At 34.5% G+C, this 21733-nt stretch carries 15 protein-coding genes; 8 read left to right on the forward strand and 7 right to left on the reverse strand.

Translation table 11 applies throughout. The annotated features are described in order from the left end of the window. Window positions 1-30 precede the first annotated feature (30 nt). From IHE43_RS02050 to IHE43_RS02060, 3 genes are all read right to left on the reverse strand, one after another. Window positions 31-1041, reverse strand: a complete 1011-nt coding sequence (locus IHE43_RS02050; protein WP_192186449.1) for an arabinan endo-1,5-alpha-L-arabinosidase — start codon at window positions 1039-1041, stop codon at window positions 31-33. Window positions 1042-1170: 129 nt separating this feature from the next. Next, complete coding sequence (locus IHE43_RS02055; RefSeq protein WP_192186450.1) at window positions 1171-2730, reverse strand: RagB/SusD family nutrient uptake outer membrane protein; 1560 nt, start codon at window positions 2728-2730, stop codon at window positions 1171-1173. Window positions 2731-2760: 30 nt separating this feature from the next. Then, window positions 2761-5817, reverse strand: coding sequence for a TonB-dependent receptor (locus IHE43_RS02060; protein WP_192186451.1), 3057 nt, complete (start codon window positions 5815-5817; stop codon window positions 2761-2763). Between the two features lie 558 nt (window positions 5818-6375). Between IHE43_RS02060 and IHE43_RS02065 the strand changes: the two genes are divergently transcribed. After that, window positions 6376-7065: an NUDIX domain-containing protein gene (locus tag IHE43_RS02065; RefSeq protein ID WP_192186452.1), complete on the forward strand. Its 690-nt coding sequence runs from the start codon at window positions 6376-6378 to the stop codon at window positions 7063-7065. Between the two features lie 283 nt (window positions 7066-7348). Here the strand turns inward: IHE43_RS02065 and fsa are convergent, their stop codons facing one another. The 3 genes from fsa to IHE43_RS02080 all read right to left on the reverse strand — a co-directional run bounded on the left by fsa (window position 7349) and on the right by IHE43_RS02080 (window position 11327). Beyond that, window positions 7349-8005, reverse strand: coding sequence for a fructose-6-phosphate aldolase (gene fsa, locus IHE43_RS02070; protein WP_056189457.1), 657 nt, complete (start codon window positions 8003-8005; stop codon window positions 7349-7351). Window positions 8006-8013: 8 nt separating this feature from the next. Further along, on the reverse strand, window positions 8014-10065 hold the full coding sequence (locus IHE43_RS02075) for a transketolase (RefSeq protein WP_192186453.1): 2052 nt from the start codon (window positions 10063-10065) through the stop codon (window positions 8014-8016). Between the two features lie 263 nt (window positions 10066-10328). Next, on the reverse strand, window positions 10329-11327 hold the full coding sequence (locus tag IHE43_RS02080; RefSeq protein ID WP_192186454.1) for a GntR family transcriptional regulator: 999 nt from the start codon (window positions 11325-11327) through the stop codon (window positions 10329-10331). 102 nt (window positions 11328-11429) lie between these two features. Between IHE43_RS02080 and IHE43_RS02085 the strand changes: the two genes are divergently transcribed. The 5 genes from IHE43_RS02085 to IHE43_RS02105 all read left to right on the forward strand — a co-directional run bounded on the left by IHE43_RS02085 (window position 11430) and on the right by IHE43_RS02105 (window position 17548). Further along, the gene (locus IHE43_RS02085) at window positions 11430-12485 is read left to right on the forward strand and encodes an aldose epimerase family protein (RefSeq protein ID WP_192186455.1); all 1056 of its coding nucleotides are present in this window, start codon (window positions 11430-11432) and stop codon (window positions 12483-12485) included. A gap of 83 nt (window positions 12486-12568) precedes the next feature. Further along, on the forward strand, window positions 12569-13729 hold the full coding sequence (gene galK, locus IHE43_RS02090; protein ID WP_192186456.1) for a galactokinase: 1161 nt from the start codon (window positions 12569-12571) through the stop codon (window positions 13727-13729). Between the two features lie 17 nt (window positions 13730-13746). Continuing rightward, window positions 13747-14826, forward strand: a complete 1080-nt coding sequence (locus tag IHE43_RS02095) for a UDP-glucose--hexose-1-phosphate uridylyltransferase (RefSeq protein WP_192186457.1) — start codon at window positions 13747-13749, stop codon at window positions 14824-14826. Between the two features lie 235 nt (window positions 14827-15061). Then, a complete protein-coding gene (locus tag IHE43_RS02100; RefSeq protein ID WP_192186458.1) occupies window positions 15062-16762 on the forward strand; it encodes a sodium/sugar symporter in 1701 nt (566 codons plus the stop codon). A 180-nt stretch (window positions 16763-16942) separates the two neighbouring features. Then, the gene (locus tag IHE43_RS02105; protein WP_192186459.1) at window positions 16943-17548 is read left to right on the forward strand and encodes a hypothetical protein; all 606 of its coding nucleotides are present in this window, start codon (window positions 16943-16945) and stop codon (window positions 17546-17548) included. 29 nt (window positions 17549-17577) lie between these two features. Here the strand turns inward: IHE43_RS02105 and IHE43_RS02110 are convergent, their stop codons facing one another. After that, entirely contained in the window at window positions 17578-18828 is a 1251-nt protein-coding gene (locus tag IHE43_RS02110) for an NAD(P)/FAD-dependent oxidoreductase (protein WP_192186460.1), read from the reverse strand. A gap of 101 nt (window positions 18829-18929) precedes the next feature. Between IHE43_RS02110 and hutH the strand changes: the two genes are divergently transcribed. Together hutH and IHE43_RS02120 are read left to right on the forward strand one after the other, a co-directional pair. Beyond that, entirely contained in the window at window positions 18930-20450 is a 1521-nt protein-coding gene (gene hutH / locus IHE43_RS02115; protein WP_192186461.1) for a histidine ammonia-lyase, read from the forward strand. A gap of 101 nt (window positions 20451-20551) precedes the next feature. Continuing rightward, window positions 20552-21718 carry a WG repeat-containing protein gene (locus IHE43_RS02120; protein ID WP_225585343.1) on the forward strand — a complete coding sequence of 389 codons (1167 nt, stop codon included), beginning with the start codon at window positions 20552-20554 and terminating at the stop codon, window positions 21716-21718. Window positions 21719-21733 lie beyond the last annotated feature (15 nt).

Below are 21733 nucleotides of genomic sequence, written 5' to 3' on the forward strand. Positions count from 1 at the left end.
CTTTGTGAAACCTTCCTCCAAATATTAAAGTTAATAAGAAAGTGTAGGCCATCCTGATGACCATGTAAAATATACAATTTCCAGTTTTGGATTTCCATTGTCAGCGCCATCATAATAATGAACCGCACCTTTTTGTGTTCCGGTAATTCTTGACAAATGTCCGGGTCCAATATAATTTCCCTGTGTTGCTAAAACTGTTGTTCCACCACCACTCTTTAAATTGACTCCGTTTTTATCTGTAAAAGGTCCAAAGGGACTTGTAGAACGACCTACTACAATATAATAAGTACTGTTTACTCCATTGCAGCAAGAACCTCTGTTTACAAACATATAGTAATAACTTCCTTCTTTAATTAAGCAAGGAGCTTCCCATGAAGCACTATTTCCACCTGCTACAATTGTTCTTGTTCCTGTAGGTTTTCCGGTTGAAACATTAATTTGAACGACGCCAATTCCGGCATGCCAGGAACCATACGCCATATAAACATTGCTTCCGTCTACCAGAATTGAAGGATCAATTGCGTTTACATCTGAAGCTGAAGAAGAAGCCACAACAAGACCTCTGTCTGTCCAATTTGTTCCGGCACTTTGTGAAATAGAAGGGGCCGTTACCAAACCGATTGCAGAAGTAGCAGATCCGAAAGTTGAACAAGAATAATACATGTTCCATCGATTATTAAACCATGCTAAATCTGGTGCCCAGAAATTTTTTGTAAAACCCGGAACATATCCGGATATCCAGCCTGGAGTTGAAGTGAACACTGATGTTCCCCAAGTCCAGCTTGTTAAATTTGTTGAATATGTCATTGGTATATTATCACCTGTTGTAAAAACATAGTAATTAACACCGCTTTTTATAATTGTGCTCGGGTCGTGTGACGGAACATTTCCGCTGACCGTTTTAGCTGTTAAATTTTTTACCTGAGAATTTTGAGTTGTCTCAACTGAAACTGCCTCATCATTCGAAGGGATTATAGTATCTTCATTCTGGCAACCTACTAATAATATTGCTAATAAAACAAAACTTGTAATTGTTTTCATTTGTGATAAAATTTTAGTTACTACTCTGACTTTAATCTTTTTTTAGTCGCAGTTTACAGTCTCAGTATTCAGTCATACTGTAAACTGTGACTGAATACTGAGACTGGTACTGAGACTGAAAACTATTTTTTAATAACTGTCGTTTTGAACAGTTCCCGGATTGTTATCCATTTCTAATTGCGGAATTGGGAAATATTCTCTTCCTGCCGTATAGGAGTTAAATTCAGCATCTCTTGATTTTAACCACGCCAGTTTTGTAGCATCCTGTAACCATCCCCAACGACGAATATCATCAAAACGGTGGCCTTCAAGAGGGAATTCTAAAAATCTTTCGTGGCCAATTTGCTCTCTCATTTGTGCTTGCGACATTCCAGGTTTTGTAGTTGCTAAATTTGGCAAATTAACTCTGTTTCTCACCATTTGAATATAAGTGTAAGCTCCCGGAGTATCGCCTGTTTCATTTAGAGATTCAGCATACATTAAAAGAATATCAGCATATCTTAATAAACGCTCGTTGATTCCGGAACGCCAATCGTATTCGTCTGCAAATTCTCCATCTGAATTTTGGTATTTTCTGCAGAATAAATCATTTAAATCTGCCGGACTTGAAGCATAAAATGTCGCAAAATCTTTACCATATATTTTCACTCCCGGTTTATTATAAAAGATAGTCGCATCTAAACGAGGATCTACTGTATTTGCAATTGTTTTTTCTTCCTGATATTCATTAAAAAGTACCCATGTTGGCTGCACATCTGTCCATCCAAAAGCTCTTGGTGCATAAGTGATAGCACGTGCCGAAGTTTTCCCCCAACCTGAAGCCGGAGCACCGCCCCAACCTAAATCAACGCCACCTGCATCTCTGCTAAATTGTACTTCGAAAAGAGATTCTGAATTGTTTTCATTAGCAGTAGTAAAGTTGTCGCGATAGTTAGATACTAAAGAGTAAACCCCTAAATCTATTACTTGTTTAAATGTTGTTCTTGCATTGGCAAAATCTTTAGTAAATAAATACGCTTTTCCTAAATATCCTAAAGCAGCTCCTTTTGTAGCACGCCCTTTTTGACCAGCATCTAAACCTGAAACACCCGTATAAGAGGTTGGCAGTAATTCAGCGGCGGCTTTAAAATCGGCAATAACCTGAGCCCAGCCTTCTGCTTGTGTTTTTTGAGGATAGTACACTGCCAATTCAGTTGGCAACGGAACATTTTTGAACATATTTACAGCGTGAAAAAGATACAATCCTCTTAAGAAATACGCCTGCCCTAAAATCCTGTTTTTTAATGCTGCATCTGCAAAAGCAATATTTGGCAAATTTGTCAAAACCTGATTAGCACGGTAAATTCCCTGATAATAAGTTTCATAAGCCCATCCATAAATTGCAGCATCTGCTACATTTGAATTAAAGTGACCAACGTTATACATTGATGGCCATGGACTATTGGTACGGGAATCATCTGCTTTTGCGTCTAATAAAAGTGGTGTACTACGCATGTAAGTTCCATCAGTTAATAAACTTCCGTAAGCTGCATTTACGCCTTCAAGTGCGTCCTGATCTGTTTTCCAGAATGAATCAACTGCATCGTTATTAGGATCAAGCTGAGTCAAATCTTCATTTTCAACACAGCTAGTTGTTAGCATAGCAAGTGAAAAGAAAACAGCTATATAGTTATATATTTTATATTTCATTTTAATACGTTTTTAATTGGTTAAATCAGTTTAGAAACTTACTTCTACTCCTAAAGAAATTGTTCTTGGATTTGGAAAAGATCCCGCATCATATCCTCTTGAAAGTAATCCCTCACTATTAAAATCAGGATCATAACCCTCATATTTAGTAATGGTCAATAAATTTTGTCCATTGATATAAACTTTGGCTTTTTGAATAAATTTATCATTCAGCGGAATGTTATACCCTATTTCCATTGTTTGTAACCTTACATAATCACCACTTTCTATAAATCTGTTTGACTCTCTTGCATTTCCGTTAGGGTCACCAATCACAGGTGCCGGAACATTTGTATTGGTATTTGTAGGTGTCCAGTAGTTCAGTTCGTCTATGTGATGATTTGTATATTGCCCTATCATTAAATTACGATACATGGCATTGAACACTTTATTTCCGCCACTTCCCTGCCAGAACATTGAGAAATCAAAGTTTGCATAAGAAGCACTAAAATTCATACCGAAACCATATTTAGGAATTGATACTCCCTGAAAAGTTCTGTCAGCATCTGTAATAGCGCCATCACCGTTTACGTCTCTAAATTTGATATCACCAGGTGCTGCACCTGTTTGAGTTGGTGAAGAAGAAACTTCTGCTGCATTTTGGAAAATACCTACTGCTTCCCAGGCAAAAAGTTCACCAACAGATCTTCCCACTTGTGTTTTTGAAAATGTTCCGTAAAGAGGGTTTCCGTTAACTCCAATTTTAGTAACTTCATTTTTCAGCGTACCAAAATTGGCAGAAATATCATATTTGAATTTATGATGGTGATTACTATATGATGCTGTAAACTCCAAACCATGATTTTTCATGTCTCCTGCATTAGTAAAAATATCTGCCGGAAAAGCTCCTGTAGAAAAAGGTAAAGGCACCCTAACTAATATATCAGTAACTTTTTTAGAAAAATATTCTGCTGTAAATTGTAAATCATTATTTAGGAATCCCAGCTCTAATGCAATATTTGAACTGCTTGTTTTTTCCCATTTTACATTAGGATCAAGGGCAGCTACAACAGTTGTCCCAGGAGCTAGCTCGTTATTAAAATCATAGCTGGCGAAACCATTAACTGTTGAAGCAAAAAAGTACTGCGGAATTGTATTGTTACCCAATGTACCATAACCTCCTCTAAGTTTGATATTGCTTACCCATTCTGGTAATTTTAAAAACTTTTCATTACTAATTTTCCATCCTCCGGAGAAAGAATAAAAATTTGCCGAATTATTTTGCTCGCTAAAAAGAGATGTTCTGTCCTGTCTAAAATTAGCCTGCAACAAATACCTGTCATCATAATTATAATTTAATCTGCTGATATAGGATATTCCTGTAATTGTAAATTTATATTCACTTGCATTTCTGGCATCAGCATATTGAAGCATCGGAATTTCTCCCGGCGTATACCCTACACCTCTCATATTATATTTATGATTGTCTCTTCTTTCCTGAATCCAGCCTGCAAGAGCATCAATTTTATGTTTTCCAAGTGTAACTTCATAAGTCAATAAATTATTCATGAAAGTTCTTAGCTCATTTCCAGTTTCTACATCTAAAGAAGCTTCGTCATTTGTAGTAATATAGTACCAGCCTAAATCACTTGGCGGAATAAATTTTCTGTTTTCCCAGTCAGTTCTGTCGTAACTGATATCCAATTTATATTTAAGTCCTTTTACAATCTCTATTTCACCCCAGATATCACCTATAAAACGATTTCTTTTTCCGTTATTATCGATCAGATTATTATATCCGATTGGGTTCATTGAAATCGCTCTTTGTGTTAAATTATCAGTACCGCCATAACCTCCAAGTCTGTTAGGATCATAAACAGGCATTGTTGGAACAGCGCCTAATAAATCACTAATTGGCGTCTGACCTAAATTATATTCATTAAAAATTTCTTTATCAGATTGGGTATAGGCAATTTTTGCCCCGTATTTGAATTTTCCTTTTTTACCGTTTAAATTCAAATTGGTTGACAATCTTTCATAATCCTGTGGTGTTTTTAAATAACTTGTATTTTTAAAATAGTCCACATTAAAACTATAATTAATATTTTCTGCACCTCCGGTAAATGTAAGGGCCTGATTTTGTACAACACCAGTCTGTAATCCTTCTTTTTGCCAGTCTGTATCAACGTTTGAGATGTAAGACGGACTTGCAGGATTATTTCCAGGAGCAATACTTACCGGAACTCCGGCTCTGATATCTCTGTTTCTTTCTGCTTCGCTGGTAATTTTTTGATATCCGACACGATCAGTCACATCCCATCTTTTTGAAACATCCTGAAGCCCCACAATCGATTTAAATTTGATATCCATTCTGCCGGCTTTTCCTTTTTTAGTTGTAATAATAACAACTCCATTTGCTCCACGAACACCGTAAATCGCTGCTGAAGAAGCATCTTTTAAAACCTGCATGGATTCAATTTCTCCCGGTGCAAAATCGTAAGGAGCATCAACCATAATTCCGTCAATAACAAAAAGAGGATTGTTATTTGTGAATGAAGTTATCCCCCTAATTTTAACATTTACAAAACCTCCAGGCTCACCTGATGATTGCACGGTTACTCCCGGAACCTGTCCCTGAAGCATTTTTGCAGCATCGTATGTTACTGTTTTTTTAGCCGATTCTAAATTTACGACACTTACAGACCCTGTTAAATCTGATTTCTTTTGAGTCCCGTAACCTATTACAACTACTTCATTTAATTTATTAGTGTCTTCACTTAATACGGCATTTATTTTAGATAGATTTCCTACTGTTATTTCCTGATTTTGAAATCCCAGAAATGAAAAAACTAAAACATCATTTGGGGATGCTTTAATATTATACTCTCCATCAAATCCAGTAACTGCTACTGTTTTGGTTCCTTTTATCATAATGTTCACGCCCGGCAAGGGTAACTTGTCTTGTGCCGAGGTAACAACTCCGCTAATCTCTTTGCCCTGAGCCGACATTTGATTAACAGAGAAAAATAGCATCATTAATGCTAAAAGCCATTCTTTTTTTGGCAATAAAAAATTGCAATAAAAAAATAATCGTTGGTTTGTTATCATATTGGTTTTTTTAAGGTTGGTTAGTTGTATAATTATAAGTGTTAATTCTACATTTGTAAATTTAACTAAAAAAAACACTCAAAAACAAATTAATATCATAAAAAAAGTCAAGAAAAAAAATACATATCGTAAATTAAGTGTTAAATGAACATTTAAAACCTGCTATTTTTTTCAAAAAAAGTGCCTTTTTTGAAAGTTATTTGTGTAAAATTTACACTTTTTATCAAAAAGCAACTTTTTAAGCAAAAAATGCTTTTTTCAAAAACTATTTAATTTTGAGTAATTTAAAACGCATAAAATGTTATTTTTGTAAAAAAAATCTTGTTTTATTTGTCAGATTTTTCACTTTTACACAATAGCATTTTTAAAAACTATCCTGTAACTATCCTGTTTTCATCTTAAAAAAGTCTTAAATTGAGTAACAGACTGTTATTTTTTTCTAAAAAGTTATTTTTTTAACGCTATTTTTGAGTAGTTATTTGTGTAAGTGTAAAATCTACATTAATAAATTATGAAACGTATTAAGAAGTTTATATATTTACCAATAAAATATTTAATATGCTAAACAGTTATAGCTCTGCCGATAAAGTCCTATTAGCAGTAGATTGTATCATTTTTGGATTTGACCATGAGGGGTTGAAAATTCTTTTAATCAAAAGGGATTTTGAGCCCGAAAGAGGAAAATGGTCTTTAATTGGAGGATTTTTAAAGCGCGATGAGGTACTTGACAACGCTGCTATTAGAATATTACATACCTATACCGGGTTACACGACATTTATATGGAGCAATTATATGCTTATAGCGAAATTGATCGTGACCCTGTCGAAAGAACCATTTCAGTATCGTACTACGCCTTAATTAATATTGAAAATCACAATACGGAACTTATTAAAAATTATCACGCGCAATGGTTTAGTATAACTGATGCTCCAAACTTAATTTTTGACCACAACGAAATGGTAGATTACGCCATCAAAAGGTTACGTTACAGAACTTCAATAAAACCAATCGGGTTTGAATTATTGCCTGAAAAATTCACGATGCGTCAGTTATTGGAATTATACGAAGCAATTTTGAGTAAAGAACTAGACAAACGAAACTTTATCAGTAAAATTAATTCATTAGAAATACTGAATAAATTAGATGAAAAAGACATGCAATCATCCCGAAAAGGTTCTTATTTGTATACTTTCAACAAAGAAAAATATGAAGAAAAATTACTAAATGATTTTGTGCTGAATTTATAATTAAAAGTTTAGCCACAGATTACACAGATTAACACAGATTTTTTTAATCTTCTTAATCCTTTAATCTGTGGCTATTTTTTTACAACAAAAAACCCTGAAACCTACAAACTTTCAGGGTTTTTACTTCAATAAAACTACTATTAAAAACTAAACAAATTTTTCTTTTTGCGATTAGCCACGGATTGAATGAATTTAAACGGGTTACCACGGATTTTTATGACTATTATTGTGACTAAAAAACCTGTGTAAATCCGTTTAATCAGTAAAATCAGTAGACCAATTTCTAGCTATTTCCTTTTTGGTAATCTGCTAAAAAGGTTGCTAAACCAATATCTGTTAAAGGATGTTTCAACAAACCTTCAATCGCACTTAACGGCCCGGTAATAACATCTGCTCCGGTTTTGGCACAATTAATAATATGCATTACGTGTCGAACTGAAGCCGCCAGTATTTGCGTTTCAAAACCATAATTATCATAAATCAATCTGATTTCTTCAATCAAATTCATTCCGTCTGTCGAAATATCATCCAGACGACCAATAAAAGGTGACACATATGTTGCCCCTGCTTTTGCAGCCAGTAATGCCTGACCTGAAGAAAACACCAATGTACAATTGGTTTTAATTCCTTTATTTGCAAAATATCTGATTGCTTTTACACCGTCTTTTATCATCGGAATTTTTACCACAATCTGCGGATGCAATGCTGCCAGTTTTTCTCCTTCAGCAATCATTCCTTCAAAATCTGTCGAAATTACCTCAGCGCTTACATCGCCGTCAACCAGTTCGCAAATTTTTATGTAATGATCCAGAATATTCTGAGCGCCTGTAATTCCTTCTTTTGCCATTAATGACGGGTTTGTGGTTACACCATCTAAAACTCCCAAATCATTGGCTTCTTTTATATCTTTTAAATTCGCTGTATCTATAAAAAATTTCATCTTTCTTTTTATTTTATGTTATAATTATTCTGCTCCAAATATTTAATAATTTCTTCGCAGGCATTTTTACTGGTAAATCCAAATTTCTGATCCAGAACCGAAGCCGGGGCTGAATATCCAAAATGATCCAATCCGAAAACTTTCCCTCTGCTACCCACTAAACTTTCCAGGTTGACAGGAAGTCCTGCCGTAAGTCCGAAAACCAATTGATTATGCGGAATAACACTTTCCTGATATTCTTTTGACTGAGATCTGAAAAGTCCTTCTGAAATTATTGAAGCAACATTTATTTTTATTTTGATGATGTGTTCCAACTCTTCTGCAGCTTCAATTAGTGTCGCTACTTCAGATCCGTTGGCAACTAAAGTGATGGCAGGATCATCATTTGATTTGACTAAATAACCGCCTTTTTTTGCTTTTAAAGCGTCTTCAAATCTTGAATTTCCAGTTGCCGGAATAGCAGCAATTTCTTGTCTTGAGAGAATTAGACCCGTTGGTGTTTTCTTGTTTTCCAACGCCATTTGCCAGGCAACAGAAGTTTCAATAGCATCAGCCGGACGAAGTGCCAACAAACTTTGATCACCCGAATGATTTTTAATTTTTTCTAATAATCGAATTTGTGCTTCCTGCTCAATTGGCTGGTGCGTAGGTCCGTCTTCGCCAACGCGGAAGGAGTCGTGTGTCCAGACATATTTTACCGGTAATTCCTGAATTGCCGCCAAACGAATCGCAGGCTTCATATAATCAGAAAAAACAAAAAATGTTGCGACTACCGGAATTACACCACCGTGAAGTGCGATTCCGTTCGCAATTGCAGCCATTGTTAATTCGGCTACTCCGGCTTGCAGAAAGGCTCCGTTGAAATCATTTTTCTTTAAGATCGATGATTTTTTCAAAAAGCCATCTGTTTTATCACTGTTAGATAAATCCGCAGAAGAGACAATCATGTTTTCTACATTTTCAGCCAAATATCCTAAAACTGCTGCTGACGCATCTCTTGTTGCTGCATTTGTTTTTTGAGCGATTGAACCGAAATCTAAAGTTGGTAAATCTCCATTAAAAAACTGTTTTATCTTTTGAGCTGCTTCTGGATTCTGACTTTCCCAAACCAAAATTTTTGCTTTTCTCTCAGCCGATTCTGCCGTTTTCTGATTTAAAATAGTAGCATAATGTGCTGCAACTTCTTCATAAATAGCAAATGAATCTTCAACCTTAGCTCCTAAGTTCAATAATGTTTTTTCAAAATCGGCTTTGGTTGCTCCAATAGGTTTTCCGTGAAGTTCACATTGTCCTTCATACATAGATCCGTCGGCAGTTACGCAACCTTTTCCCATTATGGTTCGGCCAATAATCAGTGTTGGTTTTTCCGTTTCGTTATGTGCTTCCGTCAGAGCTTTACGAATCTGATCATGATCATGTCCGTCAATAGTAACCACTTTCCAACCCCATGATTCATATTTCATCGCGGTATTTTCGGTCGTAACCTCATCTGTCATAGACGAAAGCTGTACATCATTTGAATCGTAAAACATAATGAAATTATTCAGTCCCAAATGTCCGGCAATACGTCCCGCGCCTTGCGAGATTTCTTCCTGAACACCTCCGTCTGTAATGAAACCGTATATTTTATGATCGAATAAATTCTCAAACCTCGCCGAGAGAAATTTAGCTGCAATCGCTGCTCCAACTCCCATTGCATGCCCCTGACCCAGTGGTCCGGAAGTGTTTTCGATTCCTCTTTTTACATCAACTTCAGGATGCCCAGGTGTTACAGAACCCCATTGTCTGAAATTTTGAAGATCTGTCTTTTCGAAATTACCCAACAAATAATATTGGGCATACATTAATGCAGAAAGGTGCCCGGCATCCATAAAAAAACGATCTCTGAAAATCCAGTTCATATCACTGGGATCATATTTTAAATATTCGGTATATAAAATATGCATAAAATCAGCACCTCCCATGGCTCCGCCAGGATGGCCTGAATTCGCTTTTTCGACCATCGAAATGGCTAAAGCACGAATATTATTTGCGGCTAATTGGTCAATTTTGTTGTTCATTTTTAAGTAATCTAAGTGGTTTGTGGTTAATAGCGGTTTTATAATTTGTGTTGCAGAATTCCGAAAAGAAAAAAAAATATTTTCAATTAAAACAAAAACAAATAATAAGTGTATAATTTACATTTGCAAATGTATGTAAAAAAATTTCACGAAAACAAAAAATTGCATCCTTATTTTTTTTACCAATAATTTATAGATCTAATAAACAAAAATAGATATAATTGTGATATAAATAATCATTTGGAGAAATGACATAAAAATCATCACAAGGAATTTCGCATAATAAGAGATGATTTATTTTCGATTTGTACGTTATTTCCCTTAATAACCATTTCGGCTAAAATTTTTCCCATCATCTCAAAATGGGTCGAAATTGTACTAATACCATTGGCTACTACTTTTTTCAAAGGTGTTTCATTATAGGATATAATTCCAAAATCAGAACCTAGTTTCAAATTCTGATTTCTGGCATTTTCAATTACAGCAACTAAATCACGATCATTCGGAATAATATAGAGATCTCCTAAAGTAATTTCACGATCGGTAAATTCGGTTATAATTTCAGACTCAAAATGGTACTCCGCGCAAAAAGCTTCAAAGCCTAATTTCATTCCAAGCGGCTCTCTGAATCCCGGGAAAATCAGAATCAATTTTTTGTATTTGCCTAATCTCGATTTTGCTTTTAGCAATCCTTCAAAAATGTCTTTTTCATGATTTTGATAAATGGCCGGATACAATCTTAAAGTGGGATTGGTCTGATCTAAAATAATTACATCATTTACTGGTAGGGTTTTTATCAAATTGACTATATCGGTCAAATTGGTTGGCATGATAATATATTTCGTATAATTCCCATTGCTGTCATTTATCAATTTTTGAAACACCTGAGAATTGAAATGATGAAAGAAAATATCAACCTGAACATTTTTTCCAATGTTTTTTAAAAATGAATTATAGATATCTTCCTTGAAAATATTTAGTTCATCAAAAAGTAAAAATATCTTCTGTTTTATAGCAATTTCAATGCTTTTCACGTAATATCCCTTACCGGGAATGGCGTAAATTATCCCTCTTTTTTTCAATTCATCATAGCCTAACAAAACGGTATCACGTGATAACGAAAAAGCCAAACAGACTTTATTGACCGATGGAAGCCGATCTCCTTTAACCAATTTCCCATCCTCAATTGCTTTTTCAATTGAAAGAATAATCTGTTTATATTTTGGCAAACCAAGATTGCTTTGAATGGAAATTATATTCATGAAAAAATATTTTTTTGCGCAATATACAAAAAACTGGTAGGTACTGGTATGTAAAAGTCGAGAATGTTTCTATTTTTGAATTTCACATTTGGTAAAATTAATATGGAAATAAAACAAATATCGCATTTTCAAGATCAGTCTGACTGTAAATTGTTTGGTTTAATGTCTGATAACGAAGAAATTCATTCTTTCGAATTGACTAATAAAAATGGAATGAAAGTTCAGCTTATCAATTATGGAGCAACGGTTACTTCTTTAAAAGTTCCTGCTTCAAACGGAAAACTGGTCGATGTTGTTTTAGGTTTTGATACTTTAGAATCTTATTTATCTTCTTATAATTTACCGAGCGCTCCTTATTTCGGAACCACAGTTGGCCGCTATGCAGGAAGAATTAGTAAAGGTCGTTTTACTTTAAACAATGAAACATTTCAGCTGGCTGGCAATAATAATGGTAATACCTTACATGGAGGAAATATAGGTTTTGGAAAAAGAGTTTGGAATGTAACCGACTTAACTGGTGGGGAAAATCCATCGATAACTTTTAGCCTTTTAAGTGAAGATTCTGATGAAAATTTCCCGGGAGAATTACATGTTTATCTAACTTATACTTTAACCGAAGAAAACGAACTAAAGCTGGAATACAAGGCTACAACTACAAGAGATACGGTTATTAATTTAACACATCATAGTTATTTCAACCTTGACGGTCACGATACTTCGGTATTAGGTCAGCAAATGTATATTGATGCTTCTAAAATGTTAGAAACAGATTCTAACAATATTCCAACAGGAAAATTTACAGCTCTTTCTAATCATGCTTTCGATTTCAGAACACCTAAAACCTGTCCTTCTTCAATCGATAATTCTTTTGTAATTGAATCTCAGAATAAAGTTGCTGCTCAATTATTCAGTGAGAAAAACAATTTACAAATGAGTGTTTACACAGATCAGCCAAGTGTACATATATATGTAGGCGGAAATTGTTTTGATATCCTTCAAGGAAAAGAAAACACAAAATATCATGCAACAAGCGGAATTTGTTTTGAAACCCAAAATTTTCCGGATGCGCCAAATCAGGCTCATTTCCCAAATTCAGTTTTGAAAAAAGGCGATGAATACCGTCAGACAACAGTTTATAAATTTGATCGTATTAATTAATTATCCTAAAAAACATATTTTTTATCTGATTCTAATGATTTTTCATTTGAATTTCAAGACAACACTATTACAATTACAAAATAATGAATGACATTTTAATACAAAACACGACAGCATTTTTTGAGAAATCGTTCGGATCTGTTCCTCAAAAAATTGTACTTTCTCCCGGAAGAATAAACATTATTGGAGAACACATTGATTACAACGACGGTTATGTTTTACCAGCCGCAATTGACAAAGTAATTTGCTTTGCTTTTGAAAAAAACAACACTCAAAAATCTAAAATAATCGCCATCGATTTAAATGAAGAATTTGAACTTGATTTAACAGAACCAATCCAATTATGCGATGTTGTTTGGACCAATTATATTCGTGGTGTTGTCAAACAACTTCAGGACAATGGATTTTCGTTTGAAGGTTTCAACTGTGTTTTCAGCAGTAATATTCCGGTTGGTTCCGGTTTGTCTTCTTCGGCAGCTTTAGAGTGCGGAACGCTTTTCGGAATCAAGGAACTTTTCGGTTTAAAAATTGAAAAAGTTGATATCGCCTTAATGGGGCAAAAAGCGGAACATTGGGTAGGAATTAATTGTGGAATCATGGATCAGTTTTCGAGCGTACACGGACTTGAAAACAAAGTAATCAAATTAGATTGCAATACATTGGAATTTGAATATCACGATGCTGATTTCAAAGATTATTCAGTCATTTTATTTGATAGTAATGTAAAACATTCGCTTTTTACTTCTGAATATAATACGAGAAGATTAGAATGTGAAGAAGGATTATCAATTATTAAAAAACACTTTCCGGAAGTAAAAAGTTTCAGGGATTGTTCTGAAGAGCAACTTTTGAGTATTCAGGATCAATTTACACCGGTTGTTTTTAAGAGAGTTCATTTTGTTGTAAAAGAAATTAACCGTGTTATTAAAGCATGTGAGGCACTGGACAAAGGAAATATAAAACTTTTAGGACAATTGCTTTTTGAAACGCATTATGGTTTGTCGCAGGAATATGAAGTAAGTTGTGAAGAGTTAGATATGCTTGTAGATACCGCAAAATCTGACGATTCGATCATTGGAGCGCGTGTAATGGGTGGCGGATTTGGTGGTTGTACCATAAATTTAGTTAAAAAAGGAGATGAAAATGAGGTAAAACGTAAATTTTCAAAACTTTATTTAGATACATTTGGAATTGAATTAAAATTCTATGATGTAAAAATCTCAAATGGAACAACACTACTTTAATACCACAAAAGAATACAATGAAAAATTTTGACATTAACGAAGACCCTCACAGACGCTTCAATCCTCTACTTAACGAATGGGTGCTAGTATCACCTCATCGTGCAAAACGCCCTTGGCAGGGACAAAATGAAACTATTGCCACAGAGGCTTTACCAAAATATGATTCAACTTGTTATTTATGTCCCGGTAATGTTCGGGCCAATGGCGTAAGTAATCCGAAATACGACAGTAGTTTCGTTTTCGAAAATGATTTTGCTGCCATGAAACAGGAAGAAATTATTTTTGAAGAAGACATTAAACACACTTTTTTTAAGGCAAAACCAGAACAGGGAATTTCCAGAGTCGTTTGTTTTTCTCCAAGACACGATCTTACTTTACCCGAAATGGATCTTGACGGAATTGAAAATATCATTAGAACCTGGCAAAAAGAGTATACCGATTTAGGGAATATAAAATACATCAACCACGTTCAGATTTTTGAAAATAAAGGAAGCGTTATGGGGTGTAGTAACCCGCATCCGCACGGCCAAATCTGGGCACAATCATCATTGCCAACTCAGGTTGAAAAAACGCATCATAGCCTAAAAGCCTATTATGATAAAAACAAAAGAACACTTCTTGAAGATTATCTTCAGGCCGAATTAAGATCAGGAAGTCGTATCGTTATCGAAAACGATTATTTTGTGGCTTTGGTTCCGTTCTGGGCGATCTGGCCTTACGAAACTATGATTCTGAGTAAAAGAGCAATCTCAAAAATTACTGATTTTACAGAAGGTGAAGTACGTTCTTATGCTAAAATTTTAAAGCAGCTCACAATTAAGTACGATAATTTATTCAGCACTTCTTTCCCTTATTCATCAGGAATTCATCAGGCTCCTACAGATGGTTTAGAACATCCTGAATGGCATTTCCATATGCACTTTTATCCGCCTTTGCTTCGATCTGCAACGGTTAAAAAATTCATGGTGGGTTACGAAATGTTAGGCGAGTCGCAACGTGATATTACACCTGAAAAAAGCGCCGAGATTTTAAGGCAACAATCAGATGTGCATTACAAAAGTAAAGCGGCAGTTCGTGAAAAAGTTGAATCGAAATAAGAACCAATCTAAAATTTAACATAATAATCCACTTATAAATGTAAAAAATACATTTGTAGGTGGTGTTAATATAGATTTTTATTATACTTTTGACTTTCGTTCTTATTTTGACAAAAAAATAACATAAATAAAACACATATCTTATTTTTAGTCAGAGAAAACCACAAAAAAGCTGATTTTTTAATTTATTAAACAAACAATCACCTAAAAACTAATTTTTAAAATACTACTAACAATGAACCAGAACCTTGCTTTCGCAGATTATGCGGTTTTTATTATTTATTTCATCGTAGTTTCGGTCTACGGTTATACAGTTTACAGTAAGCGTAAAAAAGACGAACATGATGCTAAAGCTTACTTTTTAGCTGAAGGAAATTTAACGTGGTGGGCTATTGGAGCTTCGTTAATTGCCTCAAACATTTCAGCTGAACAATTTATCGGAATGAGCGGTGAAGGTTTCTTTTTAGGAATTGCCGTTGCAGCTTATGAATGGCTTGCTGCTGTTGCTTTGATTATTGTAGCAGTGTGGTTTATTCCTGTTTATCTTAAAAATAAGATTTACACCATGCCTCAATTCTTAAAAACACGTTACAACGAATCTACTGCTTTGATTATGGCGGTTTTCTGGTTGTTTTTATATGTATTTGTAAACTTAACTTCTATCCTATATTTAGGAGCTGTTGCTATTAATGGTTTAGCCGGAGGAGAATATCTTCACGTAATCATGATCGGACTGGCTTTATTTGCTTTAATTATTTCTCTTGGAGGAATGAAAGTTGTTGCTTATACAGACGTTATTCAGGTGGCGGTTTTAATTATTGGTGGACTTGTAACTTCTTATATTGCATTGATAACCGTTGGAGAAAAGTTAGGAATAAGTAGCAGCGCAATTGAAGGTTTCAAAGTCTTAATGAGAGAAGCTCCTGAGCATTTTAAAATGATTATTCCAAGGCCAACTGCTACTTCATCTCAACTTGAAATTGACAAATACTTAACTTTCCCTGGTTTGATGTCTTACCTTGCCGGTATCTGGATTATCAACTTAAACTATTGGGGATGTAACCAATATATCACACAAAGAGCATTAGGTGCCGACTTGCAAACGGCTCGTACGGGTATTTTATTTGCTGGTATGTTAAAATTATTAATGCCTTTAATCGTAATGTTGCCAGGTATTGCTGCTTACGTTTTATACCAAAATGGGCATTTACCACAATTAGTTGGAGGAAAAGATGGAGCTTATTCTGCAGTATTGACATTCTTGCCAACTGGTTTAAAAGGACTTTCTGTAGCAGCTTTGACTGCTGCAATTGTAGCTTCATTGGCTGGAAAAGTAAACAGTATCTCGACTATTTATACGTTAGATATTCATAAAAAATACATCCAAAAAGAAGCGGGTGAAAAACAACAGGTAAATATTGGTAGAATTGCCGTTTTTGCTGCAATGCTTTTAGCTGTATTATTTACATGGAATGATATTTTAGGAATTGGCGGAGTTGGTGGATTCACTTACATCCAAAAATATACAGGTTTTATTAGCCCTGGTGTATTTGCTATGTTCTTCCTTGGTATGTTCTGGAAAAGAACTACCGGAACTGCAGCAATTGTGGGTGTAATTTTAGGATTTGTATTATCCGTTTTATTCAATGAATATGCTCCAATGTTATTCGGAAACGAAACTTTACTATATACCGCATGGCCTACTGGAAAAGTTATAGGCGGTGTTCCTGTATACGAAATTCCTTTCCACATTTGTATGGGATTATCATTCTTCTTTACAATGTTAGCGATGATTGGAATCAGTTTTGCTGGTCCAAAAGTGAACCCTAAAGCGTTTGAAATAGACTCTGAAATGTTTAAAGTAAAACCACAAACTACAGTTTTAATCGTAATTACATTATTGATTATTGTGGCTTTGTATGTTAAATTCTGGTAGTATAATTTTTTACTATATTATTTTTTGAAGACAAAAAGAGGATGCCATTCGGTATCCTCTTTTTATTTATAAAAAGCATTTTAACTCTTAATAATAAAGCCTCAATTTATTTTATTTTGTGTAATCAAATTTTAAATTAATTTTAACCAAAAAAATAAAACTAACAAACCATTAAAAAAAATGAAAAAACTATTACTTGCTTTCTTCCTGATTTCCGGAGCAGCATTCTGTCAGGACATGACTGTTATAAATGGAAATTTTGATTTCTTAAAAGATCAGACTGAAATAAATACTGAATTTGATTACAGTAATTTCACTATGATGAAAGAGAGAAAACCGGAGTCTCAATATGTCGAAGAACATAAAGCCGATTTGGATCAGAAAGCAAAAGGAAACGGAAACCTTTGGCAAAAAAAATGGGTTGCTGCAAAAGAGCAAATCTGGACACCAAAATTTCTGGAAATCGGAAATATTGTATTAACCAAAGCAGGTAAAAACCTGAATTTTCAGGAAGGATTAAACACTCCGTATACTTTAATTGTGCAAACTCTTTGGATTTATCCGGGTTGGGATGCCGGAATTATGAAACAACCGGCAAAAGTTACTACTCATTTAAAATTTGTAGAAACAGCAAATAAGTCAAATGTGCTGTTAGAAATTTCAAGTGAGGAAGCACCGGGAGATCAATGGGGAAATAATTACAGTAACGAATCAAGAATTGGAGAAGGATATGCTAAAACAGCCAAATCATTATCAAAAATGATACTGAAAAAAGCATCTAAATAAGAAGTACTATATCAAAGAAAAAGCCCTGATTATTCAGGGCTTTGTTCTTTTTGCATATTCAGTAAATAAGCCATATTCTTAATCACATGATCGTGTTTTTTTACAAAAGGGTTTTCTTCATTCCAGACATATCCGGCTAATACTGAGCAAATTTTTTCTTTCACTTCCAGATTTTCAGGTTGATGAAAAAACAAAGTCTGAAGGTTTCCGGTATACCATTCTTTCACGTAAGTGGTAAAAACAGCTATTCCTCTTTTCATGTATTCCGTAAATTCAACTTCCCAGTCTACTTCAATTCCTTGTGATTCTTTAATATATAATTTTGCTGCCAACATTCCCGATTCGGTTGCAAATGCAACTCCCGATGAAAAAACCGGATCTAAGAATTCAGAACTGTTTCCGGTTAATGCAAAACCATCACCGTACATTCTTTTCACTGCTCTTGAATAATTTTCCAGTTTTACCGGTTCAAATAGAAACTCGGTTCCTTTAAATCTTTGGATATAATAATCCGACATCTGAATTGCATTTCGCAAAGCCTCGGCATTATCTTTATTTTCTGAAAGCGAATTAATAAAATCAGTAGGCCCAACAACTCCTAAACTAGTGTTTCCATTCGAAAACGGAATTACCCATAACCAAACTTCAGTTTCCAGAATGTCAAATGAAATTTGAGTTCCTTCTTCGCCTTCTGGTCTGTTAATGTCTTTTACATGTGTAAATATTGAAGAATGCGGATCTAATTTTGACGGTGTATCCAAATCTAAAAGTCTTGGCAAAACACGTCCATATCCACTGGAATCAATAATAAATTTTGCGTGAATTTCTTTTAAATTTCCGTCTTTGTCTTTTACAATGGTTTTCGAATTTTTTCCTTCAAAAGAAACTTCCAAAACCTCAGTTTCAAATTCTAAGTCTATTCCTTTTCTAACGACTTCCTGCGCCATAGTGTTGTCAAAATCTGCTCTTGGCACTTGCCAGGTCCAATCCCAGCCCTCTCCAAATTTCTGACTGAAATCGAAAACACAAATTTCTTCTCCCCTAATAAAACGAGCCCCGAGTTTTTTCTCAAAATTCATCGCATCGAGACATTCAAAAAGTTCCGCTTCCGCAAAATGATCCATCACTCGCGGAATAAGGCTTTCGCCGACCACAAGTCTTGGAAATTTTGTTTTCTCCACCACTTTTATCTTAATATTATTTTTATGAAGATAAGATGCCGAAACGCATCCTGAAGGTCCTGCACCAATCACTAAAACATCAACAAACTCCTTTGTCATAATAAAAATGTTACCGATTATTAACTTACATTTGCCTTCATCAAAATAACTACATTTATTTTGATAAATAAAATTAAATTAGCACAATCAAAACCGATTTAATGAATACAATTAATGAATATTTAAGTTTAGGAGAATTCGAAGCCATTATTTTTGGAAATAACAAAGTTACAATCAGCAATGTAGTTTTAAATCGGGTAAACGAAAGCTTTAACTTTCTGAAAGAATTTTCAGGAAATAAAATAATATATGGTGTAAATACTGGTTTTGGACCAATGGCTCAATATAAAATTAAAGAGTCAGACCAAATTCAGCTGCAATATAATTTAATCAGAAGCCACTCTTCAGGAACCGGAAAACCATTGAGTCCGGTTTGTGCAAAAGCAGCAATTTTAGCTCGTTTGAATACGCTTTCATTAGGAAATTCAGGAGTTCATCCTTCAGTAATTCACCTTATGGCAGAATTAATCAACAGAGATATTACGCCACTGATTTTTGAGCACGGCGGTGTTGGTGCGAGCGGTGATTTAGTGCAATTATCACACTTAGCTTTGGTCTTAATTGGCGAAGGCGAAGTTTTTTATAAAGGAGAAAGAAGACCAACTCCTGAAGTTTTTGAAATTGAAGGCTTAAAACCGATTCAGGTAGAAATTAGGGAAGGTTTGGCTTTGATCAACGGAACTTCGGTTATGACCGGAATTGGTGTTGTTAATGTACATCATGCCAACAAATTATTAGACTGGTCTTTAAAATGTTCTTGCGCCATCAACGAATTGGTTCAGGCCTATGACGATCATTTTTCGGCAGAATTAAACCAAACCAAACGTCATAAAGGACAACAGGAAGTAGCTTCAAGAATGAGAAAAAATCTTTCTGACAGTACTTTAATCCGTAAAAGAGAAGATCATTTATATTCCGGAGAAAACACTGAGGAAATCTTCAAGGAAAAAGTTCAGGAATATTATTCATTGCGTTGTGTGCCTCAAATTTTAGGCCCGGTTTTAGAAACAATCAATAATGTTGCTTCGATTTTAGAAGACGAATTTAACTCGGCAAACGACAACCCAATTATCGACGTAAAAAACAAACACGTTTATCATGGAGGTAATTTCCATGGCGATTATATTTCGCTTGAAATGGACAAACTAAAAATCGTTATTACCAAATTAACAATGCTCGCAGAACGTCAATTGAATTATTTATTGAATTCAAAAATCAACGAAATTCTTCCTCCATTTGTTAATTTAGGAACATTAGGATTTAATTTCGGAATGCAGGGCGTTCAGTTTACAGCAACCTCAACAACTGCCGAAAGCCAAATGTTGTCTAATCCAATGTACGTTCATAGTATCCCGAACAACAATGACAATCAGGATATTGTAAGTATGGGAACAAACGCTGCCGTGATTACCTCAAAAGTAATCGAAAACGCTTTTGAAGTTTTGAGCATCGAAATGATCACGATTGTTCAGGCAATTGATTATTTAAATCAAAAAGATAAAATTTCATCGGTTACTAAAAAATGGTACGATGATGTTCGAAATATAATTCCAGTATTTAAAGAAGATCAGGTAATGTATCCTTTTGTTCAAAAAGTAAAAGATTACTTGATCGATAATTAGATTTTTATCTCCCATTATTAATATTGAACCTTTTAAAATCATGAAAAAAAACACTTATTTTTTTATTTGCATTCACTATTCAATTTGTTAATAGTCAGGAATTGGCCTTAGTTAAAAAAAATTCGAAAATTGGATATATTTCCAAAAACGGAGATTTTAAGATTGAGCCAAAATACAAATCGGCAAAGAGCTTTTCCGAAGGTTTGGCGGCTGCAGAAGAAAATGGAAAATGGGGATTCATTGATACAAAAGGAACCTGGGTAATTCCAGCTGATTTTAAAGATGCCAAAGATTTTAACAGCGGAATAGCCGTTGTTCAAAAAGATAAGGATTGGGTTTATATCAATACAAAAGGAGAAATTCAAAAAGCACCGGCTTCTGATAAAGTATTTGATTTTAAAGATGGTGTTGCTTTTATCAGACAAAACGATAAAGTTGGATTGATCAATTCAAAAATGACAGTTGTTCTGGAACCGAAATACGATCAGATCAAAGCTTTTGAAAATGGTTTTGCCAGAGTTGAAAGCAATAAAAAATGGGGAATTATAAATTCTGCCGGAAAAGAAGTTGTAGAACCAACTTATGATGAAATAGGCAATTATTTTAAAAATACAAGCTGGGCAAGAAAGGATAAAACTTTCGGAATTGTAAGTGACGGAAAATTTATTCCGGTTGACGGAGCAGAAAAAATCTGGGATTTTGAAACACAAGATTTGACCTTTGCCAAAAAGAACGGAAAAATTGGATTCATTGACTTAAAAGGAAATTGGGTAATTACTCCTATATATGATAAAGCGAAAGCATTCTCAAAAAATTTAGCTCCGGTTTGTGTGGGTTCTAAATGGGGATACATCAACCCAAAAGCAGAATTTGTAATTGAACCGACTTATAGCGATGCCGAAGTTTTTAGCTCAAACGGACTGGCTCCGGTAAAAGAAAAAAACTGGGGATTCATCAATGAAACTGGAAAAATAGTAATCCCAACACAATACGGAATTACAACAAACGGAATTATCGCCATGTTTGTACAGCAGGATAAAGGATTTATCGATGGTGTCGCAAGAGTAAAAAACGAAGGAAAATGGGGTTTTCTTAAACCAGACGGAACTGTAGTAAGCAATCAATGGTTTGAAAACGCTGAGTTATTTTCAAAATCAGAAAAAAAAGAGATCGTTGAAACTGCAGCTGAAAAACCAAAACAGGAAACAAAACAAGCAAAGCCGGCAACCAAATCTGCTGCCAAACCTGCTGTCAAAAAAAAGAAATAACATTTATTCCAATAA

The sequence above is a fragment of the Flavobacterium sp. MDT1-60 genome, assembly GCF_014844035.1.
In the GTDB taxonomy this organism is placed as follows: domain Bacteria; phylum Bacteroidota; class Bacteroidia; order Flavobacteriales; family Flavobacteriaceae; genus Flavobacterium.